This is a genomic window from Mesorhizobium sp. NPDC059054, assembly GCF_042739215.1.
Taxonomy (GTDB): Bacteria; Pseudomonadota; Alphaproteobacteria; order Rhizobiales; family Rhizobiaceae; genus Mesorhizobium.
The window spans coordinates 424882-447547 of the sequence record NZ_JBHYHV010000003.1 but is presented as its reverse complement, the minus strand read 5'-3'; the positions used below and the strand labels follow the sequence as shown (position 1 = coordinate 447547).

27 protein-coding genes are annotated in these 22666 nt (G+C 61.7%); 15 read left to right on the top strand and 12 right to left on the bottom strand.

The genetic code is table 11. The annotated features are described in order from the left end of the window. Positions 1-195: 195 nt before the first annotated feature. The 7 genes from ACFWXH_RS15545 to hslV all read right to left on the bottom strand — a co-directional run bounded on the left by ACFWXH_RS15545 (position 196) and on the right by hslV (position 5838). Complete coding sequence (locus tag ACFWXH_RS15545; RefSeq protein WP_379121662.1) at positions 196-1158, bottom strand: DUF1402 family protein; 963 nt, start codon at positions 1156-1158, stop codon at positions 196-198. A 166-nt stretch (positions 1159-1324) separates the two neighbouring features. Further along, positions 1325-1618, bottom strand: a complete 294-nt coding sequence (locus tag ACFWXH_RS15540) for a hypothetical protein (protein ID WP_379121660.1) — start codon at positions 1616-1618, stop codon at positions 1325-1327. A 54-nt stretch (positions 1619-1672) separates the two neighbouring features. Then, a complete protein-coding gene (hslU, locus tag ACFWXH_RS15535) occupies positions 1673-2980 on the bottom strand; it encodes an ATP-dependent protease ATPase subunit HslU (protein WP_379121658.1) in 1308 nt (435 codons plus the stop codon). A gap of 12 nt (positions 2981-2992) precedes the next feature. Then, complete coding sequence (locus ACFWXH_RS15530; protein ID WP_379121657.1) at positions 2993-4156, bottom strand: hypothetical protein; 1164 nt, start codon at positions 4154-4156, stop codon at positions 2993-2995. A 7-nt stretch (positions 4157-4163) separates the two neighbouring features. Continuing rightward, positions 4164-4763 carry a DUF2585 domain-containing protein gene (locus ACFWXH_RS15525; RefSeq protein WP_379121655.1) on the bottom strand — a complete coding sequence of 200 codons (600 nt, stop codon included), beginning with the start codon at positions 4761-4763 and terminating at the stop codon, positions 4164-4166. Further along, positions 4760-5284, bottom strand: a complete 525-nt coding sequence (locus tag ACFWXH_RS15520; RefSeq protein ID WP_280138660.1) for a GNAT family N-acetyltransferase — start codon at positions 5282-5284, stop codon at positions 4760-4762. The genes ACFWXH_RS15525 and ACFWXH_RS15520 overlap by 4 nt, the downstream gene beginning before the upstream one ends. A gap of 2 nt (positions 5285-5286) precedes the next feature. Further along, positions 5287-5838 carry an ATP-dependent protease subunit HslV gene (gene hslV / locus ACFWXH_RS15515; protein ID WP_054312621.1) on the bottom strand — a complete coding sequence of 184 codons (552 nt, stop codon included), beginning with the start codon at positions 5836-5838 and terminating at the stop codon, positions 5287-5289. Positions 5839-6076: 238 nt separating this feature from the next. On the opposite strand from hslV, the gene hisB reads away from it, so the two are divergent. From hisB to coaA, 9 genes are all read left to right on the top strand, one after another. Then, the gene (gene hisB / locus ACFWXH_RS15510; RefSeq protein ID WP_379121652.1) at positions 6077-6676 is read left to right on the top strand and encodes an imidazoleglycerol-phosphate dehydratase HisB; all 600 of its coding nucleotides are present in this window, start codon (positions 6077-6079) and stop codon (positions 6674-6676) included. Between the two features lie 2 nt (positions 6677-6678). Next, positions 6679-7167, top strand: a complete 489-nt coding sequence (locus tag ACFWXH_RS15505) for a DUF2628 domain-containing protein (protein WP_379121650.1) — start codon at positions 6679-6681, stop codon at positions 7165-7167. Position 7168: 1 nt separating this feature from the next. Then, the gene (hisH, locus tag ACFWXH_RS15500) at positions 7169-7819 is read left to right on the top strand and encodes an imidazole glycerol phosphate synthase subunit HisH (protein WP_379121648.1); all 651 of its coding nucleotides are present in this window, start codon (positions 7169-7171) and stop codon (positions 7817-7819) included. 10 nt (positions 7820-7829) lie between these two features. After that, positions 7830-8120, top strand: a complete 291-nt coding sequence (locus ACFWXH_RS15495) for a DUF1330 domain-containing protein (RefSeq protein ID WP_244483469.1) — start codon at positions 7830-7832, stop codon at positions 8118-8120. Further along, positions 8121-8867 carry a 1-(5-phosphoribosyl)-5-[(5-phosphoribosylamino)methylideneamino]imidazole-4-carboxamide isomerase gene (gene hisA / locus ACFWXH_RS15490; RefSeq protein ID WP_054312617.1) on the top strand — a complete coding sequence of 249 codons (747 nt, stop codon included), beginning with the start codon at positions 8121-8123 and terminating at the stop codon, positions 8865-8867. It begins immediately after the preceding gene. Beyond that, complete coding sequence (locus ACFWXH_RS15485; RefSeq protein WP_379121645.1) at positions 8864-9709, top strand: arginase family protein; 846 nt, start codon at positions 8864-8866, stop codon at positions 9707-9709. Before hisA ends, ACFWXH_RS15485 begins: the two co-directional genes overlap by 4 nt. A 103-nt stretch (positions 9710-9812) precedes the next feature. Continuing rightward, positions 9813-10607, top strand: coding sequence for an imidazole glycerol phosphate synthase subunit HisF (gene hisF / locus ACFWXH_RS15480; protein ID WP_379121643.1), 795 nt, complete (start codon positions 9813-9815; stop codon positions 10605-10607). A 9-nt stretch (positions 10608-10616) separates the two neighbouring features. Further along, on the top strand, positions 10617-10943 hold the full coding sequence (locus ACFWXH_RS15475; protein ID WP_379121641.1) for a phosphoribosyl-ATP diphosphatase: 327 nt from the start codon (positions 10617-10619) through the stop codon (positions 10941-10943). Between the two features lie 23 nt (positions 10944-10966). Next, the gene (gene coaA / locus ACFWXH_RS15470; RefSeq protein WP_379121639.1) at positions 10967-11926 is read left to right on the top strand and encodes a type I pantothenate kinase; all 960 of its coding nucleotides are present in this window, start codon (positions 10967-10969) and stop codon (positions 11924-11926) included. Positions 11927-11955: 29 nt separating this feature from the next. Here coaA and ACFWXH_RS15465 read toward each other — a convergent pair whose 3' ends face one another. From ACFWXH_RS15465 to ACFWXH_RS15445, 5 genes are all read right to left on the bottom strand, one after another. Beyond that, entirely contained in the window at positions 11956-13104 is a 1149-nt protein-coding gene (locus ACFWXH_RS15465; RefSeq protein WP_379121637.1) for a glycosyltransferase family 87 protein, read from the bottom strand. Positions 13105-13186: 82 nt separating this feature from the next. Then, on the bottom strand, positions 13187-13801 hold the full coding sequence (locus ACFWXH_RS15460) for an alpha-ketoglutarate-dependent dioxygenase AlkB (RefSeq protein WP_379121635.1): 615 nt from the start codon (positions 13799-13801) through the stop codon (positions 13187-13189). Between the two features lie 106 nt (positions 13802-13907). Continuing rightward, the gene (gene lysM / locus ACFWXH_RS15455) at positions 13908-14378 is read right to left on the bottom strand and encodes a peptidoglycan-binding protein LysM (protein ID WP_054312610.1); all 471 of its coding nucleotides are present in this window, start codon (positions 14376-14378) and stop codon (positions 13908-13910) included. Positions 14379-14557: 179 nt separating this feature from the next. Further along, a complete protein-coding gene (arfB, locus tag ACFWXH_RS15450) occupies positions 14558-14995 on the bottom strand; it encodes an alternative ribosome rescue aminoacyl-tRNA hydrolase ArfB (RefSeq protein ID WP_379121632.1) in 438 nt (145 codons plus the stop codon). Between the two features lie 176 nt (positions 14996-15171). Next, a complete protein-coding gene (locus tag ACFWXH_RS15445; protein WP_379121630.1) occupies positions 15172-16782 on the bottom strand; it encodes a phosphoenolpyruvate carboxykinase in 1611 nt (536 codons plus the stop codon). A gap of 351 nt (positions 16783-17133) precedes the next feature. Between ACFWXH_RS15445 and ACFWXH_RS15440 the strand changes: the two genes are divergently transcribed. The 6 genes from ACFWXH_RS15440 to ahcY all read left to right on the top strand — a co-directional run bounded on the left by ACFWXH_RS15440 (position 17134) and on the right by ahcY (position 22547). Beyond that, the gene (locus tag ACFWXH_RS15440) at positions 17134-17835 is read left to right on the top strand and encodes a response regulator transcription factor (protein ID WP_326894229.1); all 702 of its coding nucleotides are present in this window, start codon (positions 17134-17136) and stop codon (positions 17833-17835) included. Between the two features lie 16 nt (positions 17836-17851). Then, entirely contained in the window at positions 17852-19633 is a 1782-nt protein-coding gene (locus ACFWXH_RS15435) for a sensor histidine kinase (RefSeq protein ID WP_054312607.1), read from the top strand. Positions 19634-19653: 20 nt separating this feature from the next. After that, entirely contained in the window at positions 19654-20109 is a 456-nt protein-coding gene (locus tag ACFWXH_RS15430; RefSeq protein ID WP_379121628.1) for an HPr kinase/phosphorylase, read from the top strand. Between the two features lie 164 nt (positions 20110-20273). Continuing rightward, the gene (locus ACFWXH_RS15425; protein WP_054312606.1) at positions 20274-20675 is read left to right on the top strand and encodes a PTS sugar transporter subunit IIA; all 402 of its coding nucleotides are present in this window, start codon (positions 20274-20276) and stop codon (positions 20673-20675) included. Beyond that, positions 20672-20968 carry an HPr family phosphocarrier protein gene (locus ACFWXH_RS15420; protein WP_054312605.1) on the top strand — a complete coding sequence of 99 codons (297 nt, stop codon included), beginning with the start codon at positions 20672-20674 and terminating at the stop codon, positions 20966-20968. Before ACFWXH_RS15425 ends, ACFWXH_RS15420 begins: the two co-directional genes overlap by 4 nt. 178 nt (positions 20969-21146) lie before the next feature. Beyond that, complete coding sequence (ahcY, locus tag ACFWXH_RS15415; protein ID WP_379121625.1) at positions 21147-22547, top strand: adenosylhomocysteinase; 1401 nt, start codon at positions 21147-21149, stop codon at positions 22545-22547. Positions 22548-22666: the final 119 nt, after the last annotated feature.

The window sequence follows — 22666 nt, the reverse complement described above, 5'->3', positions numbered from 1 at the left end:
ACCCCTTTGCTAGGCGCGCCGGTCGAGGTCGCACCGGATTCGGAATGAAAAGGCCAGAAAGACTCTGTATGAAATATTTATTCCACATTCTCTCAGGCCGTCAAGCACCAAGGCATGCCGGATGCGATCCGAATACAAGCATGTGTTCTTGGTGCGAACGCAGCTTCGACCAACCCTGGGGCAGGCTGGTCGAAGCTAGAACAGCGCCTTCAGTTCGGCCAGCTTGTCGTTGACCAGCCAGCCGTAATAGTTCTCTTCCGGCAGCTTCTCCGGTTCGCCGGCGGCGCGGCGGCGGTCGTTCTCGGCCTTCAACTGAGAAGCGCGGGCTTCCGGATTGCCGACATTGTAGAGCGTGGCGGTAAGGCCTGGATTCTGCGAGATGTCGAAGCCCGCGATGTTGCGATAGGCCTGGATGGATGTCTTCACGATCGCGGCGACGTAGGGCAGCGTCATGTCCGGGTCCATGATCGTCTTGTAGATCTCGTTGGGATCGTCGACATCGAGCTTGGGGAAGCCCGAGACCTTGTTGACCATGTCGCTCATCTGCAGCGCTGTCAGCGGGTTGAGCTGGCCGAGCCCAAAGGTCTGGCCGGCATAATAAGGCTGGAAGAAGGTTGCGCCGAAGCGGTCGTTGGGGAAGCTTTTGCCGCCCACCGTCTTGCCTCGGAAGGAGCGGTTCCACACCTGCTCGCGGCATTCCCAGATGTCGTTGCTGCCGGTCTCATTGGCGCATTTCGCGAATTCCGGACGCCGAATGAATTCGGAGACATCCTCGCCCTTGTAGGCGAAGGTCAGCTTCGAGGAGAGGTAGGACATCGCCTTGACGTAATAGGTCTGCAAGCGGTCATAGGCGCCGACATTGTAGGTGTGCTCGCCGACAAGCGCGCCGACGATGTGCATGGGATCGACACCGTAGGCTGCTGCGGCTTTCTTGATCTTGCCACGCAGTTCGGCGTCGTTCTGCAGAAGCGCATAGACCTTGCGGTATTTGGCATCGAAGGAGGTGTTGGTTGCCTTGGTGCGCTTGGTGGAGGCGCCGGGGACGGGTGGCTGTTCGGCATTGCGGTTTCCCGGCGGCACCAGGGTGGCTGCATGTGCTGCAACCAGTGTCCCTGCGGCCAGCGCCGAAGCGAGAAGGAAAGAGACCAGTTTCGTCATCAGCGGCCGCTCGAAATCGTGCTATCCAAGAACCCGCAAAGGTCCGGAACAGACCTCGCGCTGGATTTGCTCTAGGAAAAGCGGGAGGGCGAGTCGAGCCTTTCGTGCCCGATTGCGGCGAAAGGCGTAGGCCTGCTTCCATTTGGCCACACCGGGATGGTGAGATCTAGTCGAGCGCCGAGTTCTTCAGGAACTGCACGAATTCTTCAACGAGCCCGGCGCACATGCCCTGTTGGGGGACGTCGAGCACCAGCAGCAAGTCACGCAGTTCTTGTTTCGAAAGCGGGCCGTGCTCCGAGCTGACTTGGCCATATTGAGCGGTGCCGCGCGATGCGATCGATCGGTTGAGAGTGTAGTTCCTTATCTGGTCGCCGATCGAGAGCTGAACCCACAGCGAACCACCATCGGCGGCAGCGGCACAGTCCACAACGGTAACAAGAGGCGGCGTGGTGAGCGTCATCTGGAATCCTGATGTATGGCGCTGCCAGGCAACCTCTTGTCACAAAGACCGAGATTACAGGATGAAGCGCGACAGGTCGGTGTTCTTCGACAGGTCTCCGACATGCTTCTTCACATAGTCGGCGTCGATCGTCACCTTGCTGCCGTTGCGGTCCGGCGCATCGTAGGAAATCTCGTCCAGCACGCGTTCCATCACCGTCTGCAGGCGCCGCGCACCGATGTTCTCCACCGTCGCGTTGAGGTCGACGGCGATGCCGGCCAGCGAATCGATGGCATCGTCGGTGAAGTCCAGGTCGACGCCTTCCGTCTTCATCAGCGCGATATACTGCTTGATCAGGCTGGCTTCGGTCTCGGTCAGGATGCGCACGAAGTCTTCCTTCTCCAGCGCCCGCAATTCGACGCGGATCGGCAGGCGGCCCTGCAACTCCGGCAGAAGGTCGGACGGTTTGGAGACGTGGAAGGCGCCGGAGGCGATGAACAGGATATGGTCGGTCTTCACCGGTCCATATTTGGTCGCCACCGTCGTGCCTTCGACCAGCGGCAGCAGGTCGCGCTGCACGCCTTCGCGCGAAGGGCCGCCCGAAACGTCGGAGCGCGCCGCGATCTTGTCGATCTCGTCGAGGAAGACAATGCCGTCATTCTCGGCCGCTTCCATGGCGCGGCGCACCACTTCGTCCTGGTCGAGCAGCTTGTCGGACTCGTCCTGGATCAAAAGGTCGTAGCTTTCCTTGACCGTGGTCTTGCGCATCTTGGTGCGCTTGCCACCCATGGCCTTCGACAGCATGTCGTTGATGTTCAGCACGCCGACGCCGCCCGGCATGCCGGGGATCTCGAAGCCGGGCATGCCGCCGGTGCCAGTATCGGTCACCTCGATCTCGATCTCCTTGTCGTCCAGTTCGCCGTCGCGCAGCTTCTTCTTGAAGCTTTCGCGTGTCGCCGGCGACGCAGTCTTGCCAACCAAGGCCTCCAGCACGCGCTCTTCGGCGTTCACATGGGCGCGCGCCTTGACGTCTTCGCGCATCTTTTCACGCACCAGGCCGATGCCGACCTCAACCAGATCGCGTACGATCTGTTCGACGTCGCGGCCGACATAGCCGACCTCGGTGAATTTGGTTGCCTCGACCTTGACGAAGGGCGCGCCTGCCAGCTTGGCCAAGCGGCGCGAGATCTCGGTCTTGCCGACGCCGGTCGGCCCGATCATCAGGATGTTCTTCGGCATCACCTCTTCGCGCATCTGGCCTTCCAGCTGCTGGCGGCGCCAGCGGTTGCGCAGCGCGATCGCCACGGCGCGCTTGGCATCTTTCTGGCCGATGATGAAACGGTCGAGTTCGGAAACGATTTCGCGGGGAGAGAAATTGCTCATGAAATTACACGTCTACGCTTGTTTGATGGGAGGGAGTTTTTCGAGCACGGATGTGGGGAGCGTCGGGCGTACGATCAAGCGCCTGATATGCTGCCAGCCGGCGCCGAAGGTTATGATCAGCGCGCCGACCACCAGCAGGATCAAGGCAAAGGGTGGAATTCCGGTGCTGTTGGCCGTTGAATTGACCAGATAGTAGATACCGAGCGACCCGAAATAGGCAAGCGTCGGCACCAGCAGCGAACGACGATCGATGGCAAGCGCCACATAGACGAAGGCGATGATGAGGATGGCCAGCATGACCGTGGCGTTCGCGTCGGGTTCGATGCGGCCCATCACGACATCCTGACCCGTGGCCATGATGAAGAGCGGGTGCACCAGCATCGGGGCCGACACGACATGAAGCCAGAACGCGCAATCGGACCAGATCTTGCGCCGTTCGCGGTCATACACGTCGAGCGCGACAGCTGTGCCGAAAACGATCAGACCGCAGATGAGCGGCATGTAGAGCGCGGCCCGCATCAGCTCCGGCATGTCTTCCAGCCTTGGCGGCGCAACCATCCCGGTGGTCACGCCGTCGTAAAGCAGGAGCGCGGTCTGAAGGAAGGCGAGAAGCGTTGCGGCGATCGCAAAAACGCCTGCAAGGATGGGCACCCTGAAGCGCCAGAAATAGAGCGCGACTGCCGCCATGATGCCGCCGAGAAAGAGATAGCCGGCGCCCGAGGCCTGCTGGCGAAGCGCCAGCAGCTGCCAGATCGATTCCGGTTTCTGGATCGGATAGCGCGCGAAGATTTCCAGCCCGAGCGCGACGGTGAAGGAAATGACGAAAAACAGGCTGAGCACCGTCGACGACAGTTTCATGCGGTGCTGGCGGGTCACCACTTCGGCGAGCCCCCAGGAAAACACGGCAACGAGCGCCGCGATCCAAAGTCGCTGGCCGGGCAACAGCGTGTTGAGCACGAAATAGAAACCGACCGTCAGCAGGATCGTGCCGACAGTGACGAAAAGATCGTTTCCGCCGCCGATCAGCCGCAGGTTCTCCTCGGCCGACTCCGCTGCGTCTTCCGCATTGAAGGAGCCGCTGCGCTCCAGCGCATAAAGCCGGTCGCGCTGCTGCACCGTGATCACGCCCTGGGTAACCGCGCTGTCGAGTGTTTCCTGGCTGATCACGACTGACATCCCGTCATCATGCGGCACCTTGCCAGGCTTTGACGACCTCGAGCGGGTAGACCAGCATCAGGACGTTGAGCGTGAGATTGTCGCGGATCATATAGCCGGTGCCGAGCTCGAACAGAATGGCGAAGGTCACGACCAGCCACACGGGAAAATAGCGGGCGGCCGCAAAGCCTACCATCATGGCCAGTGTGTCCGACACCGAATTGATGATGGAATCGCCATAATAGTCGAGCGAGATCGTGCCAGCGCGGTAGCGGTCGATGATGATCGGGCTGTTTTCCAAGATCTCCCAGCCACCCTCGATCACCAGCGCGAGGGCAAGCCTTACCCAGATCGACGAGCGCGGAAACAGGAATTTCGCCAGCGCATAGAACAGGAAGCCATGGATGACGTGCGAGGGCGTGTACCAGTCGGTGATGTGCTGGGAATTCTCCGAGCTCATCACCACGCCATGCCACAGCTTGACAGTGCCGCAGGTGCAGATCGCCGGATGACCCTGAAAGTAGAGTGTCAATGCCTGGATGGCGACCAGCGACACCACGATCACCAGACCGGCCGGCCAGGCCAGTCGCTGATGCAACGGCAGATCGCTGGCGCCGGCAGCGGTCATTCGCCGTCCGTGTCGTCTGGATTGTCGATCGCCATCAGCAACGCTTCGCCTGTGGCGGTCTTGAAGCGACGGACCGGGCGGAAACCGACTTTTTCATAAACCCTGACCGCAACCTCATTCGCTGGGTCCGGATCCAGGATAACGCGCGGCGCGCCCTCTTCGAACAGCATCTCCACGAATTCCGTGATCAGCCGGGTGCCGTGACCTTTACCGATCAGGTCGGGTTCGCCGATGAACTGATCGATGCCGAGCGTACCGGTCGGCTGATCCTGGAACGGGTTTTCGTCCTCGTCGAGGTGAGGGTCGTAGCTCTGGATGAAGCCAATCGGTTTGCCGTCCAGCTCGATAATGAAAGGTTCGGTGTCGACGCTGTCGATCGTCCCGGCGATGCCTTCCATCTCTGTTGCCTTGGCGCCCCACCATGCCGCGACATGCGGCATGACGAGCCAGCGCGCCAGTAACGGCATGTCCTCATGCGTCAGTGGACGAAAGCCGTAGCTGGGCGCCTTCGGGGAATTCACGATCAGGCGGCGTCCAGCGTCTCGACGACGAAATTGTGGTTGGTATAGACGCAGATATCGGCCGCGATCTGCATGGCCTTGCGGGCGATCTCCTCGGCGTCCTTGTCGGTGTCGATCAGGGCGCGCGCGGCGGCCAGCGCATAGTTGCCGCCCGAACCGATCGCCATCACGCCCTGTTCCGGCTCCAGCACATCGCCATTGCCGGTCAGTGCCAGAGACACATTCTTGTCCGCCACCAGCATCATCGCTTCCAGCCGGCGCAGATAACGGTCGGTGCGCCAGTCCTTGGCGAGCTCGACGCTCGCGCGCATCAACTGGTCGGGATATTGCTCGAGCTTGGCTTCCAGCCGCTCCAGAAGCGTGAAGGCATCGGCCGTCGCGCCGGCGAAACCGGCGATCACGCTGCCACCCTTGCCGATGCGGCGCACCTTGCGCGCATTGCCCTTCATGATGGTCTGGCCAAGGCTGACCTGGCCGTCGCCGGCGATCACCACCTTGCCACCCTTGCGCACGGTGACGATGGTCGTGGAGTGCATGGAACGTTCGTCTGACATGTTTTGCTCCGATTCCGCGCCATCCCTTCCGAGGCGATTGGCGCGTTACGAGTTGAGTTGCGGCATATGTATGCAGCGCCATCCCGTTTGCAAACCCGGAATGGAGCTGCAGCCCAACCCGACTCCAAGTGCACAATAGACTGCAAAGCCTTATGTTTCGACTGGCGGTTTTGGCAACTGGCAATCGCCGGATCATGCTGTTAGAACGCACTCGTTTTCCTGTAACGAGGATGAGGTCATGGCGCCCCGTTCGGCCGAAATCAGCCGCAAGACCAAGGAGACCGACATCACCGTGTCGGTTCATGTCGACGGCACCGGCAAGTCCGACATGTCGACCGGGGTCGGCTTCTTCGACCATATGCTCGACCAGCTGTCGCGCCATTCCCTGATCGACATGACGGTGAAGGCAACAGGCGACCTGCACATCGACGATCACCACACTGTCGAAGATACCGGCATCGCCATCGGCCAGGCGCTGGCCAAGGCTCTCGGCGAACGGCGCGGCATCATGCGCTACGCCTCGATCGATCTCGCCATGGACGAGACGCTGACACGCGCCGCCATCGACGTCTCGGGCCGGCCATTCCTGGTCTGGAACGTCGCTTTTTCGGCGCCGAAGATCGGCACTTTCGACACCGAGCTGGTGCGCGAGTTCTTCCAGGCGCTGTCGCAGCATGCCGGCATCACGCTGCATGTGACGAACCACTATGGCGCCAACAATCATCACATCGCCGAAACCTGCTTCAAGGCGGTTGCGCGCGCCCTGCGCGCCGCGCTCGAAAGCGATCCGCGCCAGCCGGACGCGGTTCCTTCCACCAAGGGTTCGCTGCAGGGTTAGTCATGGCCAGCTACATCGTCATGGAGCCACCTTCCGATGGCCTCGATACGAGGCCCGAGGGGACGCGGTTGATCCGTGACGGATTTTCCTGGGTAGGCTTCATCCTGCCGCCGCTCTGGCTGCTGTGGCATCGGCTCTGGTTTGCCGCAGTGTTGGCCTTCGTCATTCTAGGCGCGCTGTCCTTTGTCGGTGAAAGCGAGGGGCTGGCTCTTGCCGGCTCGCTGCTGACCTTGCTCGTGTCTTTCATTGTCGGGTTCGAGGGGGTGGCGTTGCGGGTTGCCGCATTGCGCCGCGCAGGCTGGACCGAGTGGGGCATTGTTGAGGCCGAGAATTTTGCCGATGCCGAAACCCGCTATGCGTTCGGGCGCCAGCCGTCCGAGCCAGCGGTCGAGCCAACCGAACCGCGCCCGACGATCGTGCCGGCCGCCAATCGCGCGCGTCCGGTGCAGACCGGCATGGCGCTTGGACTTTCCCACCCCGGACGACACTGACATGCTGGTTGCCATCATCGACTACGGCTCGGGCAATCTGCGCTCGGCCACCAAGGCCTTCGAACGCGCCGCGCGCGAAGCGGGCATTGCCGCAGACATCGAACTGACAGCGGATGCCGAGCGGGTGCGCCGCGCCGACCGCGTCGTGCTGCCCGGTGTCGGCGCCTATGCCGATTGTGCAGCCGGCCTGCATGCGGTCGACGGCATGTGGGAAGCGGTCCAGGAGGTCGCCATCTCCAAAGGCCGGCCTTTTCTGGGCATCTGCGTCGGCATGCAGCTGATGTCGGAGCGCGGGCTGGAAAAGACGATCACCAAGGGCTTCGGCTGGATCGGTGGCGATGTGAAGGAGATCAAGCCTTTCGATGCCTCCCTCAAGATCCCGCAGATCGGCTGGAACACGATCGAGGTGAGGCGCGAGCATCCGTTATTTGCCGGCATACCGACCGGGCAGGATGGTCTCCATGCCTATTTCGTCCATTCCTATCATCTCGATGCCCGCAATCCAGGCGAGGTGCTCGCCGTGGCTGACTATGGCGGTCCAGTGACCGCCGCCGTTGCGCGCGACAACCTTGTCGGTACGCAGTTCCATCCCGAAAAGAGCCAGGCGCTTGGTCTTGCACTGATCGCCAATTTCCTGCGCTGGAAGCCGTGAGGAGGATATCGTGAGCAAGAAGGGCTACTGGATGGCGATGGTCGATGTCCGCGACGCGGATATCTACAAGAAGTACATCGAAACCAATGGCGCGGCCTTTTCCAAATACGGCGCCAAGTTCCTGGTCCGTGCCGGGCGCCACACCGAACCGGAAGGACCGACCGGCAACCGGCATGTGATCATCGAATTCAGCTCCTACGAGACGGCGCTCGCCTGCTACAATTCGCCGGAATACCAGGAGGCCCTGAAGCATCGGCTGGCCGGATCGATCGGCAAGGTCGCCATCGTCGAGGGGGCATAGATGATCCTTTTTCCGGCGATCGACCTGAAGGATGGCAAGTGCGTTCGCCTGAAATTAGGCGACATGGACACCGCCACCGTCTACAATGAAGACCCCGCCGACCAGGCGCAGGCCTTCGAGGCGCAAGGCTTCGAATGGCTGCACGTCGTCGACCTGAATGGCGCCTTCAAGGGCAAAAGCGTCAACAGCGCCGCCGTCGGCGCCATTTTGAAAGCCACCAAAAACCCGGTGCAGCTCGGCGGTGGCATCCGCACCTTGCCGCAGATCGAGGATTGGCTGGACCGCGGGCTTGCCCGCGTCATCCTGGGGACGGTCGCCGTGCGCGATCCCGAGCTGGTCAAGGAAGCCTGCCGGGCATTTCCCGGCAAGGTTGCCGTCGGCATCGACGCCAAGGGCGGCAAGGTGGCGGTTGAAGGCTGGGCGGAAGCCTCCAGCCTCGGCGTCGTCGAACTGGCGAAGAAGTTCGAAGGCGCCGGCGTCGCGGCCATCATCTACACCGACATCGACCGCGACGGCGTGCTGACCGGCATCAACTGGGATTCGACCATCGATCTTGCCGAGGCGGTATCGATCCCCGTCATCGCTTCCGGCGGGCTGGCCTCGATCGCCGACATCGTGCGCATGACCATGCCCGACGCCGCCAAGCTCGAAGGCGCCATTTCCGGCCGTGCGCTCTACGACGGCCGTATCGATCCCGCGGAGGCGCTGGCGATCCTGAAGGGCAAGACGAAGGAGGCAGCCTGGTGAAACTGTCGATTATCCTGGCCTCCTATGACAGTGGCCATTTCCATGGTGGCTGCGGCCAAGGGCCCGACGCGCTGATCGCCGGCGGACTGGTCGAAGCGCTGACGCTTGCCGGTCACGAAGTCGACGTGGAAGATATCGGCAAGGTCGGTGACGAGCAGGGTCGCGAGATCGCCACGGGATTCGCAGTCTGCACCGCGGTAGCCGAAAAGGTACGCGCCGTGCGGGAAAATGGCCGGTTTCCTGTCGTGCTGGCGGGCAATTGTCTGACGGCGTCTGGAGCGGTTGCCGGCGAGGACGCCGATTCCGTCATCTGGGCCGATCAGCACGGCGACCTCAACACGCCCGAGACTTCGATCTACGGCTTTCTCGACGGCATGGCGCTGTCGACGCTGCTCGGCCTGTGCTGGAAGCCGATGGCGCTGGAAATACCCGGCTTCAAGCCGGTCGATCCCTCGCGCTGCATATTGGTCAATGCACGCGATCTCGACCCCGACGAAAAAACGCTTCTGGAGACCCTGCCTATCATCCGCACCGAATGCGGTGGCGTCGTCGGAGCCGTTGCCAAGCTCAAATCAGCCGGCGCGACGCGCACCCATATGCATATCGATCTCGACGTGCATGATCCGAACGAGTTGCAGGCCAACCGCTACACGACGGAAGGCGGTCCAAATCCTGTACAATTGCGCCGCGCGGCCTGCATCATGGCCAAGGACGTGCCGGTCGTGGGCATCACCATCTCGGCTTACGACCCGGCCTTCGATGCCCAGGCCGAAGTGCCGCCATTGGTTGGGCAACTGCTCACCGACCTGCTTGCCACGGTGGAAAAGGAGGCCGTCGCTTGACACTGAAGGCACGCGTCATTCCCTGTTTGGATGTGAAAGACGGCCGCGTCGCCCGCAGCTGCGCAGCAGCGAGGACGCGCACACAAAAAATGGAGGCCGTTCTTTGACACTGAAGGCAAGAGTCATCCCGTGCCTGGACGTGAAGGACGGCCGCGTGGTGAAAGGCGTCAACTTCGTCGACCTGGTCGACGCCGGCGATCCGGTGGAAGCCGCCAAGGCCTATGACGCGGCCGGCGCCGACGAGCTTTGCTTCCTCGACATCACCGCCTCGTCCGATAACCGCGAAACCATCTTCGATGTCGTCGCCCGCACTGCCGAACAGTGCTTCATGCCGCTGACGGTCGGCGGCGGCGTGCGTCAGGTGGCCGATATCCGCAAACTGCTGCTTGCCGGCGCCGACAAGGTGTCGATCAACACCGCGGCCGTTAAGAATCCTTCCTTCGTGGCGGAAGCCGCCGACAAGTTCGGCAACCAGTGCATCGTCGTCGCCATCGACGCCAAGAAGGTGTCGGCGGCAGGCGAAGCCGACCGCTGGGAGATCTTCACCCATGGCGGCCGTGAAAAGACCGGCATCGATGCCGTCGAATTCGCGGCCAAGGTCGTCGATCTCGGCGCCGGCGAGATCCTGCTGACCTCGATGGACCGCGACGGTACGAAGGCGGGTTACGATATCGCCTTGACGTGTGCTGTCGCGGACGCGGTTCGCGCGCCGGTGATTGCTTCTGGCGGTGTCGGCAATCTCGATCACATGGTTGCCGGTATCCGCGATGGCCATGCCACTGCTGTGCTTGCCGCATCGATCTTCCACTTCGGCACCTACACGATTGCCGAGGCCAAGCGGCATATGGCGGCGGCTGGTCTGCCGATGCGACTCGACTCACTGTCCAAAGGGTCTTAAACGGCGGTTATGACTGGCTTTTCGCTTTCCGACCTCGAAGCGACCATCCACGAGCGCGCGCATTCCGGCGACCCGGAATCGTGGACGGCCAAGCTTTATGCGCGTGGCATGGACAAGGCCGCGCAAAAGCTCGGCGAAGAAGCCGTCGAGACCGTCATCGCCGCAATCAAAGGTGACCGGCAGGGGCTCGTTTCGGAAAGCGCCGATCTTCTCTATCATTGGCTGGTGGTGCTCGGCATCGCCGGCGTGCCGCTGGATGAGGTGCTTGCGGAACTCGAACGCCGGACCGGGCGTTCAGGCATCGCCGAGAAGGCCTCGCGGGACGGGCGGGACTGATGTTGGAAAGGGCGGGGAACTCGATGGACCAGCTCACGCCGACCGAGAAATACTCCCCCTATCTTTTCTTTTCCGCCGAGGACTGGGCCAAGTTCCGCGCCGACACGCCCATGACGCTTGGTCGAGACGAGATCGACAGGCTGCGTTCGCTGAACGATCCGGTCGACCTGGAAGAGGTGACGCGCATCTACCTTTCGATGTCGCGCCTGCTTTCGGCACATGTCGAATCCAGCCAGATGCTGTTTCGCCAGCGCCGGGCCTTCTTCAACAAGGCAAGCGTGGTCAAGACGCCCTACATCATCGGCATCGCCGGTTCCGTTGCTGTCGGCAAGTCGACCACCGCGCGTGTCTTGAAGGAATTGCTCGCGCGCTGGCCGTCCAGCCCCAAGGTCGATCTGGTGACGACCGACGGTTTTCTTCTGCCCAACGAAGTGCTGCGTCGCGACCGGCTGATGGAGCGCAAGGGCTTTCCGGACAGCTATGACGTCGGCGCGCTGCTGCGGTTCCTGTCCTCGATCAAATCGGGCGAACGCGACGTGCGCGCGCCGCTCTATTCGCACCTCACCTATGACGTGCTGCCAGGGGCCTATGTCACCATCGATCGGCCGGATATCCTGATCTTCGAAGGCATCAACGTGTTGCAGCCCGGCAGGCTGCCGATGGACGGCAAGTTCGTGCCGTTCCTGTCGGATTTCTTCGATTTCTCGATCTACATCGATGCCGACGAAGAGCTGATCCACGAGTGGTACATCGCCCGCTTCATGCGGCTGCGCGAGACCGCTTTCCGCAATCCGGAATCCTTCTTCCATCGCTATTCGCAGCTGTCGGAGACCGCCGCTCGCGCCATCGCCGAGGGGCTTTGGGCCAACATCAACCTGAAGAACCTGCGCGAGAACATCCTGCCGACGCGCCCGCGCGCCGATCTCATCCTGCGCAAGGGCGCCAATCATCTGGTCGAGGAAGTGGCGCTGCGGAAGCTTTAGGTTGTGCTTGTTGACGGCCGATTCTCGGGTCACGCGAGGAAAAGAAGCGGCAGGATCAACAGCGGGGAGATCGGCACGCCCGCCATGTTGAGAAAAAGCACGAGCTGAGGAATCATCCAGGCAAAGATAATCGGCAGTTCTGCTTTGAATGGGCCGCTGCCAGCGACCCAGGGGCGCCGCGCGACGAGGAGAGCGCCGCACAGCAACAGCGCAAGATCGTAGTTGTGTATGTAAGGGGTTATCAGAACCGTCGCCAGCAGCAGCAGGGCAGCTCGCCGCTCGGGGTCGGACACACGCCAAAGGCGCCAAACGAAAGCAATGCCGATCGCGATGGCGAAGACGGCATGGGCTGCTATGGCGATATCGGACTGCCCCGTCACGATCCGCATGGCCATGAACACGGACGGTATCATGGCCATGAAAGGTCCAGTGCCATTCCGTTCGAGCTCACTGAGTTTCGGCAGGGTGTCACCCAGATAGGTGCGCCATGTTTCGATTCCGAAAATGGCTATCGAGGAACCCAGGAAAAGCACCGTTAGAAACGCTGTCCAGAGGATCATCCACCAGCGGCGTTCGACACCCCAAAGCAGAGGCAGCAAGAAACCGCCTTGCGGTTTGATCGTCAACACGGTGGCGGCGATGGTTGGAATTGCGTCGCGTGACGTCCGGGCCGACAGTGCCAGCAGCACGAGTCCGGTGACGAGGCTGCCGCTCTGACCATAATAGAGGTTCAGGACCGTGGCCGGGGACGTGAGCAGGACGGCAGTCTCGAGCCGATTGAAACCAAACCGCCGCGCGCCGATGAAGAGCAGGATAAGGCCGAGCGCTGACCATATGGCGAGTGCCGGATAATAGCCGATGAGCCCAAACGGCCAGACAAGAAGCAAGGAGTGTGGTGGATAGGCCCACAGGCGCAGGCCAAGTTCGGCTCCGCCTACCAGTGTCGCCTGATAGGCTTCGAAGTCGGCAATGGAATAGATTTTACCTGCCTGGCCCGACAGCTCCATGCGGGCCACCGTCCACAGATTGATGAAGTCGTCACCAACAGGCCTGCCATCGGCATTAAGCATTCCGTTGATGCCGCTCAGCTCGCTGCTTTTGTATGCCAAAAAGCCGACGAGATGAGCCAGGCCCAATGCAAGAAGAGATAGTTTGAGATTGCGCCCGGTCTTGCCCATGCCCACCACCGCAGCGATTCGATGGCGAGACGATCCCCGAACTGGATGTGGACTGTCTATAGAGAACTTGCGATGAGCCGCGCTACGGCTGTGTCACCCGCCTCAGCGTCAGATTGATCCGGCCGCCGTTCTTCAGCAGTGCCGAAGTCATCGGATAGATGCGATCGACGCCATGGAAGGCGAGGCGCCCTTCGCCGCCCAGCACAACGACGTCGCCCGATTTCAGCCGGAACGAGACAGTCTTGCCGTCGCGCACCGTCTGCCCGACACGGAACAGGCAATCGTCGCCGAGCGAGATCGAGACGACCGGCGCTGCGAATTCAACCTCGTCGCGGTCCTGATGCAGCCCCATCTTGGCGTCGGCCGTGTAGAAGTTGACCAGGCAGGCTTCCGGCGGGTGCGGATAGGCTGAAACTTCACGCCACAAGGCGAGCAGGCTTTCCGGGATGGCTGGCCATGGCTTTCCGGTCACCGGATGCACGGCCTGATAGCGATAGCCGTTCTCCTTGTCCGTCACCCAGCCAAGCGTGCCGCAATTGGTCATGCGCACGCTCATCTCCTTGCCGGTGCGCGGCATTGCCGGCACGTAGAGCGGCGCTTCCTGCACGACGGTGCGTACGGCTTCGACCAAGGCCTCCTGGGCCGGCCGCGGAAGGTAGCCAGGCATGTGGCGGACGCCTTTGGGCAGGACAAGCATGATGATGTTTCCGGATTCGTCTCGCGTTCGAGGATAACAATGGATCCGCAAACGAAAAACGGCGACCCGAAAGCCGCCGTGTCGTTGTTCTGGTCCGTTTCGCGGATCAGGACAGCTCAGGGATGCGCAAAACCTGACCCGGATAGATCTTGTCGGGATGGGTGAGCATCGGCTTGTTGGCCTCGAAGATCAGCGTGTTCTTGGCACCCTTGCCCTTGCCGTACTGCGCCTCGGCGATCTTCCAGAGATTGTCGCCCTTCTTCACCGTATAGAATACGGGGGCATTGGCGGGTGCCGCGGTGGCGGTATCGGCGCCGACCTTGAGCTCGTCCGCCTGCACTTTCGAGACACCCAGCGTGTTGCCGACGGCAATCACCGCTTTCTCGAAGATCGACTGGTCCTTGACCTCGCCCTTCAGCACAGCCGTGTCGCCTTTGATCTCGACCTGGACGCCATCGGTGCCGAGCTTGTGCGAATCCAGCTCTTTCTTCAGCGTGCCTGCATCAGGTGCCGCTTCCTCATCGTCGCCAATGCCGAGCTTCTTGCCGACGCCTTTGACGAAATCGAAAATTCCCATTGGAGGCCTCCATGCCTGTTGAGCGGGAGCGCCAACCTTGCATCAGAAAGCTTCGATGGGAAGTCACTTAGAACATGATCCCCGAAAAATTGCATGCTTTTAGGGAAAAATAACGTTTCAAAACAAAGAGATAGGTAAAATAGCGGCTCGTCTTTTATCACATTCCGCTCGACCGGAATTTATTCTTCGCCAACCCTGCCGCGCAGCTTTTTCACCGTTGAACGCCCGGCCTTGCTCTTGAGCCGCCGTTCGATCGCGCCCTTGCTGGGCCTGGTCTTCTTGCGGGGCGGGGGCGGTGGCTCCGCTGCCTTGGCCACCAGCGCCACCAGTCGGGAACGCGCGTCGGCGCGGTTCTGCTCCTGCGTGCGGAAGCGGCCCGCTTCGATGACGATGACACCGTCCTTGGTGGCGCGCTGGCCGGCAAAGCGTATCACGCGATCGCGCACACGCTCGGACAGGCCTGTCGCAAGCGCCGCGTTGAAGCGCAACTGCACTGCGGTGGCGACTTTGTTGACGTTCTGCCCGCCGGGGCCGGAAGAACGGATGAAGCTCTCCTCGAGGTCGTCCGGATGGATGACCGCCTCCGCGCTCACCATGATGATGTCTTCGTTTGCCATGACGCAGTGATGGCGCGGCGGCGACAAAAAGAAAAGGCCCGACCTGGAGCGCCGCGCGTCCTTTCGGACGCGCAAAGGACGCTCCAGCACTCTGAACTGGTGCATGACCTCGAAACCGGGGTCATGCACTGAGCCGGGCCCGTTGGAGGCAGATTAAGACAGGAGCGTTGCCCAGCCTATTCCGCAGCTTCCTGTACACGCGGGGCCGCACCACGCACGGCGGCGTCGACGTGATCTTCGAACTTGCCGAAATTGTCGATGAACATGCCCACCAGTTTGGCGGCCTGGCGGTCATAGCCGAGCTTGTCGGCCCAGGTCGAGCGTGGATCGAGAATGGCGCCGTCGACGCCTTCCACGGCCACCGGCACCTCGAAGCCGAAATTCGGATCGGTGCGGAATTCGGCCTGGTTGAGGGAGCCGTTCAGCGCGGCTGTGAGCAGCGCACGGGTCGCCTTGATCGGCATGCGCCGGCCGGTGCCATAGGCGCCGCCGGTCCAGCCTGTGTTGACCAGCCAGCAATCGACGCCATGGAGAGCGATCAGTTCGCGCAGCAGATTGCCGTATTCCGAAGGATGGCGCGGCATGAAAGGTGCGCCGAAACAGGTCGAGAAGGTGGCTTCCGGCTCGGTCACGCCCTTTTCCGTGCCGGCTACCTTGGCGGTGTAGCCGGACAGGAAGTGGTACATCGCCTGTGCAGGGGTCAGCTTCGCGATCGGCGGCATCACGCCGAAGGCATCGGCCGTCAGCATGATGATGTTCTTGGGATGGTTGGCGCGGCCGCTGGCGCTGGCATTCGGAATGAAATTCAACGGATAGGCGCAACGCGTGTTCTCGGTCAGCCGGCCATCGTCGAAATCCGGCACGCGCTGGTCGTCAAGGATGACGTTTTCCAGGACGGTGCCGAAGCGCCGGGTGGTTGCGAAGATTTCCGGCTCCGCCTCTGCCGACAGCTTGATGGTCTTGGCGTAGCAGCCACCCTCGAAGTTGAAGATGCCATGCGGTCCCCAGCCGTGCTCGTCGTCGCCGATCAGCGTACGCGACGGATCGGCCGAAAGCGTGGTCTTGCCCGTCCCTGACAGGCCGAAGAATACGGCGGCATCGCCGTCCGCACCTTCATTGGCCGAGCAATGCATCGGCATGACGCCCTGCTCCGGCAGCAGGTAGTTCAACGCCGTGAACACCGATTTCTTCATCTCGCCGGCATAGGACGTGCCACCGATCAGAACGATCATGCGGGTGAGATCGAGTGCGATCATGGTTTCGGTCCGCGCGCCGTGGCGGGCGGGATCGGCGCGGAAGGATGGCAGATCGATGATCGTCATCTTTGGCAGGAAACTGGCGAGCGCTTCCGTTTCCGGGCGGATCAAGAGGTTGCGGATGAACAGCGAATGCCAGGCGAATTCGGTGATGACGCGGGTCGGCAGGCTGAGCTCGGTGTCGGCGCCGCCGACGAGATCCTGCACATAAAGATCCTTGTCGGCCGCATGCGCCAGGAAGTCGGCAAGCAGCGTGTCGAACTGCTCGGGGGTGATGGCCTTGTTGTTGCCCCACCAGACGGTGTTTTCAGTCCTGGCGTCGCGCACCACGAACTTGTCCTTGGGTGAACGGCCGGTGTGCTGGCCGGTCTCGGCGACCAGGGCGCCGTGAGCCGTCAACTTCGCCTCGTTGCGGCGCAGCGCTTCCTCGTAGAGCTCGGCAGCGCCGAAATTGTAGCGCACCGTGCCAGACGTCTTCAGGCCAATCGCCTCGAGTCCGCATGCGGGGTTACGCTTGCCGCGTTCCGCCATCGATATTCTCCTTGATTGCCGTTTCGGTGGTTGCGTCAGATCGGGCGATCCAAGCCTCGGAAAAAGGCCAAAATCAGAAAAGGCAAACGATATCAAATCTTTAATCGATTTAAAAAATTTGAAAGATGTTTAAATCGTTTAAAAGCAAAAAAATCCCGGGCCGGTGCCAAAGCATTGCGAGAGGTGCGTCGTCCAATCTTGGCGAAGTGATGGCGAAGGGCTCATTGTGGACATAAGCGCTTAGCCGATGTAGGACGGCTGGCGGCGTGCCACATTTTGTACCCAATTTGTCCTGCACAAGCCCCTTCCCACCGTATGAAGGGACACCCGCTCATGAGGGAGCCGCTTGAAATGGCGACAATCGCGCTGGTCGATGACGACCGCAACATCCTGACGTCTGTTTCGATTGCCTTGGAATCGGAAGGATACCGGGTCGAAACCTATACGGATGGCGCATCCGCGCTCGAGGGGCTCGCGGCGCGTCCGCCGAACCTTGCCATCCTCGACATCAAGATGCCGCGCATGGACGGCATGGAATTGCTGCGCCGTCTGCGCCAGAAGACCGACCTTCCGGTCATCTTCCTGACGTCCAAGGACGACGAGATCGATGAACTGTTCGGCCTGAAGATGGGCGCCGACGACTTCATCAAGAAGCCGTTCTCGCAGCGCCTGCTGGTTGAACGCGTGCGTGCGGTTCTGCGCCGCACCAGTGCCCGCGAGGCGGCAGCCAAGGCGCCTACGCAGGCGTCGCGCTCGCTGGAACGCGGCCAGCTGGTCATGGACCAGGAGCGCCACACCTGCACCTGGAAAGGCGAGCCGGTGGTGCTCACCGTCACCGAATTCCTCATCCTGCATTCGCTGGCGCAGCGCCCGGGCGTTGTGAAAAGCCGTGATGCGCTGATGGATTCGGCCTATGATGAGCAGGTCTATGTCGACGACCGCACCATCGACAGCCACATCAAGCGGCTGCGCAAGAAGTTCAAGGCCGTCGACGATGACTTTGAGATGATCGAAACGCTTTACGGGGTCGGCTACCGGTTCCGCGAAGCCTGAGATTGACCGGGATCCGATGGCAGTAGAGGTAGAGCGGAACAGGCCAGCGGCCGCGCGGCGGTCGTCGCGAATCCTGCCCTCGGCCTTGTCGAAGGTAACGGTGCCGATGCGCCGTTTCCTCGGCCATCACATCTTCTCCAGCCTCACCCGCCGCATCCTTTTCCTCAACCTCGCCGGTTTGGCGGTGCTGGTCGTCGGCATCCTCTACCTCAATACGTTCCGCGACGGCCTGATCGATGCCCGCGTCGAAAGCCTGATGACGCAGGGCGAGATCATTGCCGGCGCCATCGCGGCTTCCGCGACGGTGGAGACCGACGCCATCCGCATCGATCCGGAAAAGCTGCTTGAATTGCAGGCCGGCGAGAGCCTCGGCCCGTCAGCCGACCAACTCGACAATCTCGATTTTCCGATCAATCCCGAACGTGTGGCGCCGGTTCTGCGGCGGCTGATTTCACCGACCCGCACCCGTGCCCGTATCTACGATCGCGACGCCAATCTGCTGCTCGATTCCAGGCATCTTTATTCGAAGGGCCAGATCCTGCGCTATGACCTGCCGCCGGTCGAGGAAGAGGAGCCCAGCCTGGCGGAACGCGCGCAGAAATTCGTCTTCGACATTTTCTCCAACCATTCGCTGCCGGTCTACAAGGAGCAGCCGGGCGGCAATGGAGCTGCTTTCCCCGAAGTGGTGAAGGCGCTGACCGGAGGGCCCTCCACATTTGTGAGGGTCAGCGAAAAGGGAGAACAGATCGTCTCGGTCGCGGTTCCGATCCAGCGCTTCCGGGCGGTGCTTGGCGTGCTCATGCTGTCCACCGAAGGCGGCGACATCGACAAGATCGTCGCGGCCGAGCGCAAGGCAATCCTGCGCGTCTTCGGCGTCGCGGCGCTGGTGACGGCGATCCTTTCGATGCTGCTTGCCTCGACCATCGCCAATCCGCTGCGCCGGCTGTCCGCGGCGGCGGTGCGCGTGCGCCGTTCCATCAAGAACCGCGAGGAGATACCGGATTTCTCCGAGCGCCAGGACGAGATCGGCAATCTGTCGATCGCGGTGCGCGACATGACCAACGCGCTTTATGCCCGCATCGAGGCGATCGAAAGCTTCGCCGCCGATGTCTCGCATGAATTGAAGAACCCGCTGACCTCGCTGCGCAGCGCCGTGGAAACCCTGCCATTGGCCAAGAACGAGACCTCGCGTGGCCGGCTGATGGAAGTGATCCAGCATGATGTGAGGCGGCTCGATCGCCTCATCACCGACATTTCCGACGCTTCGCGGCTCGATGCCGAACTGGCGCGCGATGACGCTGCCAAGGTCGATTTCAAGCAGTTCATCTCCGATCTCGTCAGCGTTTCGCGCGAGGCTTCCCATCACAAGAAGTCGGTCGAGATCGAAGTAAAGATTGCCAAGCTGCCGCAGGGCGCGAAGGGCTACTATGTTCAGGGTCATGATCTGCGCCTGGGCCAGGTCATCACCAACCTGATCGAGAATGCCCGCTCATTCGTGCCCGACGGCCACGGTCAGATCACGCTGTCGCTGGCCCGGTCGGGCAAGTTCAATATCCTGACGGTGGACGACAACGGCCCGGGCATCCGTGTCGAGAACATCGAACGCATCTTCGAACGGTTCTATACGGATCGGCCTGCCGGCGAGGCGTTCGGCCAGAATTCAGGCCTCGGCCTGTCGATCAGCCGGCAGATCGTCGAGGCGCATGGCGGCACGCTGACAGCCGAGAACATCTCCGGCACAAAGCCGGGCGAAATCCGGGGCGCCCGCTTCATCGTCGCCCTGCCGGCTGAAGGCTGAGCCCCTTGGTCGAGGACGGGGTGACTGTGACATCCGCGCCAAACATCCACGGCAGCGGTTTGCTGATAGGGGACCGTGGCATCCTCATCACCGGGGCGTCGGGTTCGGGCAAGTCGACGCTGGCCCTGGCGCTGATCAGCCATTTTCGTGCGCAAGGCCGGTTTTCCCGTCTGATCGCCGACGACCAACTCCTCATCTCTAGTCACGGTGGTCGCCTGCTTTGCGCCGCGCCACCCACCATCGCGGGGCTCGCCGAGGTTGCCGGCATCGGCCCGCAACCGGTGGCATACGAGAAGGAAGCGATGATCGACCTGTGCGTGCGGCTTGTTCCGGCTGCCGAAATGGAGCGGTTTCAGGCCGATGCAATGGTCGTCGTTGCAGGTTGCGAGATCCCCAGACTTGACCTCGCGGCCGGCAACGTCACCGCAGCCCTGGCGGCGATTTCGGCGCGGCTGTCGATCGCGTCTTTTCGATGACGCAGCGGAATTTTTATGCTGCAATGCGTCAAAATGGCTCGCGCTGGCGCAAATTGGGGCTTGTCAACGCGACTTGCGTCGACAAGATAGCGCTCCCGCCGTCTGGACAGACTGGCGAAAATAAGATGTGCCTGTGAAGGGGCCATGACGGGAGCCGCCAAAGAATGATCGGACTCGTGCTCGTCACGCACGGTCGACTGGCCGACGAGTTCCGCCTTGCCGTGGAACACGTCGTGGGACCGCAGGACAATTTCGAAACCGTCGCGATCGGTGCCGAAGACGATATGGAGCAGCGCCGCAGGGACATCGTCGAAGCGGTACGGCGCGTCGATACCGGTGCCGGCGTCATCCTGCTGACCGACATGTTCGGCGGCACGCCTTCCAATCTTGCCATCTCGGTGATGGAAGCAGGGCGCATTGAAGTCATTGCCGGCATGAACCTGCCCATGCTGATCAAGCTCTCCAGTGTCCGCAAGAGCGACAATATGGCTGCCGCGCTCGACGAAGCGCAGGCAGCCGGCCGCAAATACATCAACGTCGCCAGCCAGCTCCTCACCAGCAAATGAACACCATGTCCTCCAATGCCGGCCATGTTGTCCGCGATATGCGGATCATCAACCAGCGAGGACTGCATGCACGTGCCTCCGCCAAGTTCGTCCAGGTCGCCGGCAGCTACGAGGCCGATGTGCATGTCGAGAAGGATGGCACCAGGGTCGGCGGCACGTCGATCATGGGGCTGATGATGCTGGCCGCCAGCCCCGGTTGTTCGATCCGGGTCACGGCCTCCGGTCGCGAAGCGGCCCAGGTGATTGCCGCGCTGGACGAACTCGTCGCCTCGAAATTCGGCGAAGAGATCTGACGGAGCAGGCACACAATTTTTCGCGTCTGGCGTCCGCATACCATATGCGCAGATAAAGATTTCTTTATATCCCGTTGTCTGTTTCGGCGTGATCTGCTAGGCAGTCGCCAACGCCGCGTTCATCTTTGCGCCATCCGGCCCGGACGCGTCAGCACAACAAATCAATCGGAGCACTGCCATGACGGGTAGCAAAGACTATGTGATCGCCGATATTTCGCTTGCCGGCTGGGGCCGCAAGGAAATCGAGATCGCCGAGACGGAAATGCCGGGCCTGATGGCCTGCCGCGAGGAATTCGGCGAGAAGAAGCCGCTCAAGGGCGCCCGCATCACCGGCTCGCTGCACATGACCATCCAGACCGCGGTGCTGATCGAGACGCTGAAGGCTCTCGGTGCTGAAATCCGCTGGGCTTCCTGCAACATCTTCTCCACCCAGGACCACGCTGCCGCCGCGATCGCCGAAACAGGCATTCCCGTCTTCGCCGTCAAGGGCGAGTCGCTGGAAGAGTACTGGGAATACACCGACAAGATCTTCCAGTGGGCCGATGGCGGCGTCTCCAACATGATCCTCGACGATGGTGGCGACGCCACCATGTACATCCTCATCGGCGCCCGCGCCGAGGCTGGCGAGGACGTGCTGTCGAAGCCGGGCAGCGAGGAAGAGGAAATCCTCTTCGCGCAGATCAAGAAGCGCCTGAAGGCCTCGCCTGGCTTCTTCACCAAGCAGCGCGAAGCGATCCGCGGAGTCACCGAGGAGACCACCACCGGCGTCAACCGCCTCTATCAGCTGCAGAAGAAGGGCCTGCTGCCCTTCCCAGCGATCAACGTCAACGACTCGGTCACCAAGTCGAAGTTCGACAACAAGTACGGCTGCAAGGAATCGCTGGTCGACGGCATCCGCCGCGGCACCGACGTGATGATGGCCGGCAAGGTCGCCGTGGTTTGCGGCTACGGCGACGTCGGCAAGGGCTCTGCTGCTTCGCTGTCCGGCGCCGGCGCTCGCGTGAAGGTGACCGAAGTCGACCCGATCTGCGCATTGCAGGCTGCGATGGACGGCTTCGAGGTGGTTACGCTGGAAGACGCCGCCCCCACGGCGGACATCGTCATCACCACCACCGGCAACAAGGATGTCGTGACGCTCGATCACATGCGCGCCATGAAGGACATGGTGATCGTCGGCAACATCGGCCACTTCGACAACGAGATCCAGGTTGCGTCGCTGCGCAATCTCAAATGGACCAACGTCAAGCCGCAGGTCGACATGATCGCCTTCCCGGACGGCAAGCGCATGATCCTGCTGTCGGAAGGGCGCCTGCTCAATCTCGGCAACGCCACCGGCCATCCGAGCTTTGTGATGTCGGCCTCGTTCACCAACCAGGTGCTGGCGCAGATGGAACTGTGGACGCAGCCCGGCAAGTACGAAAACAAGGTCTACACGCTGCCAAAGCATCTCGATGAAAAGGTGGCTCGCCTCCATCTCGGCAAGCTCGGCGCCAAGCTCACCGAACTGTCCGGTGAGCAGGCCTCCTATATCGGCGTGACGCCACAGGGTCCGTACAAGCCGGAACACTACCGCTATTAACCTTATCTGACTTTGCTACAAGATATTGAGGCCGGGCGATTGACATTTCGCCCGGCCTTATTTTTGCGGAATCGCCGCCTTCACGTCGATTCGGCGAGCAGGTATTGTGAGGTGATTCG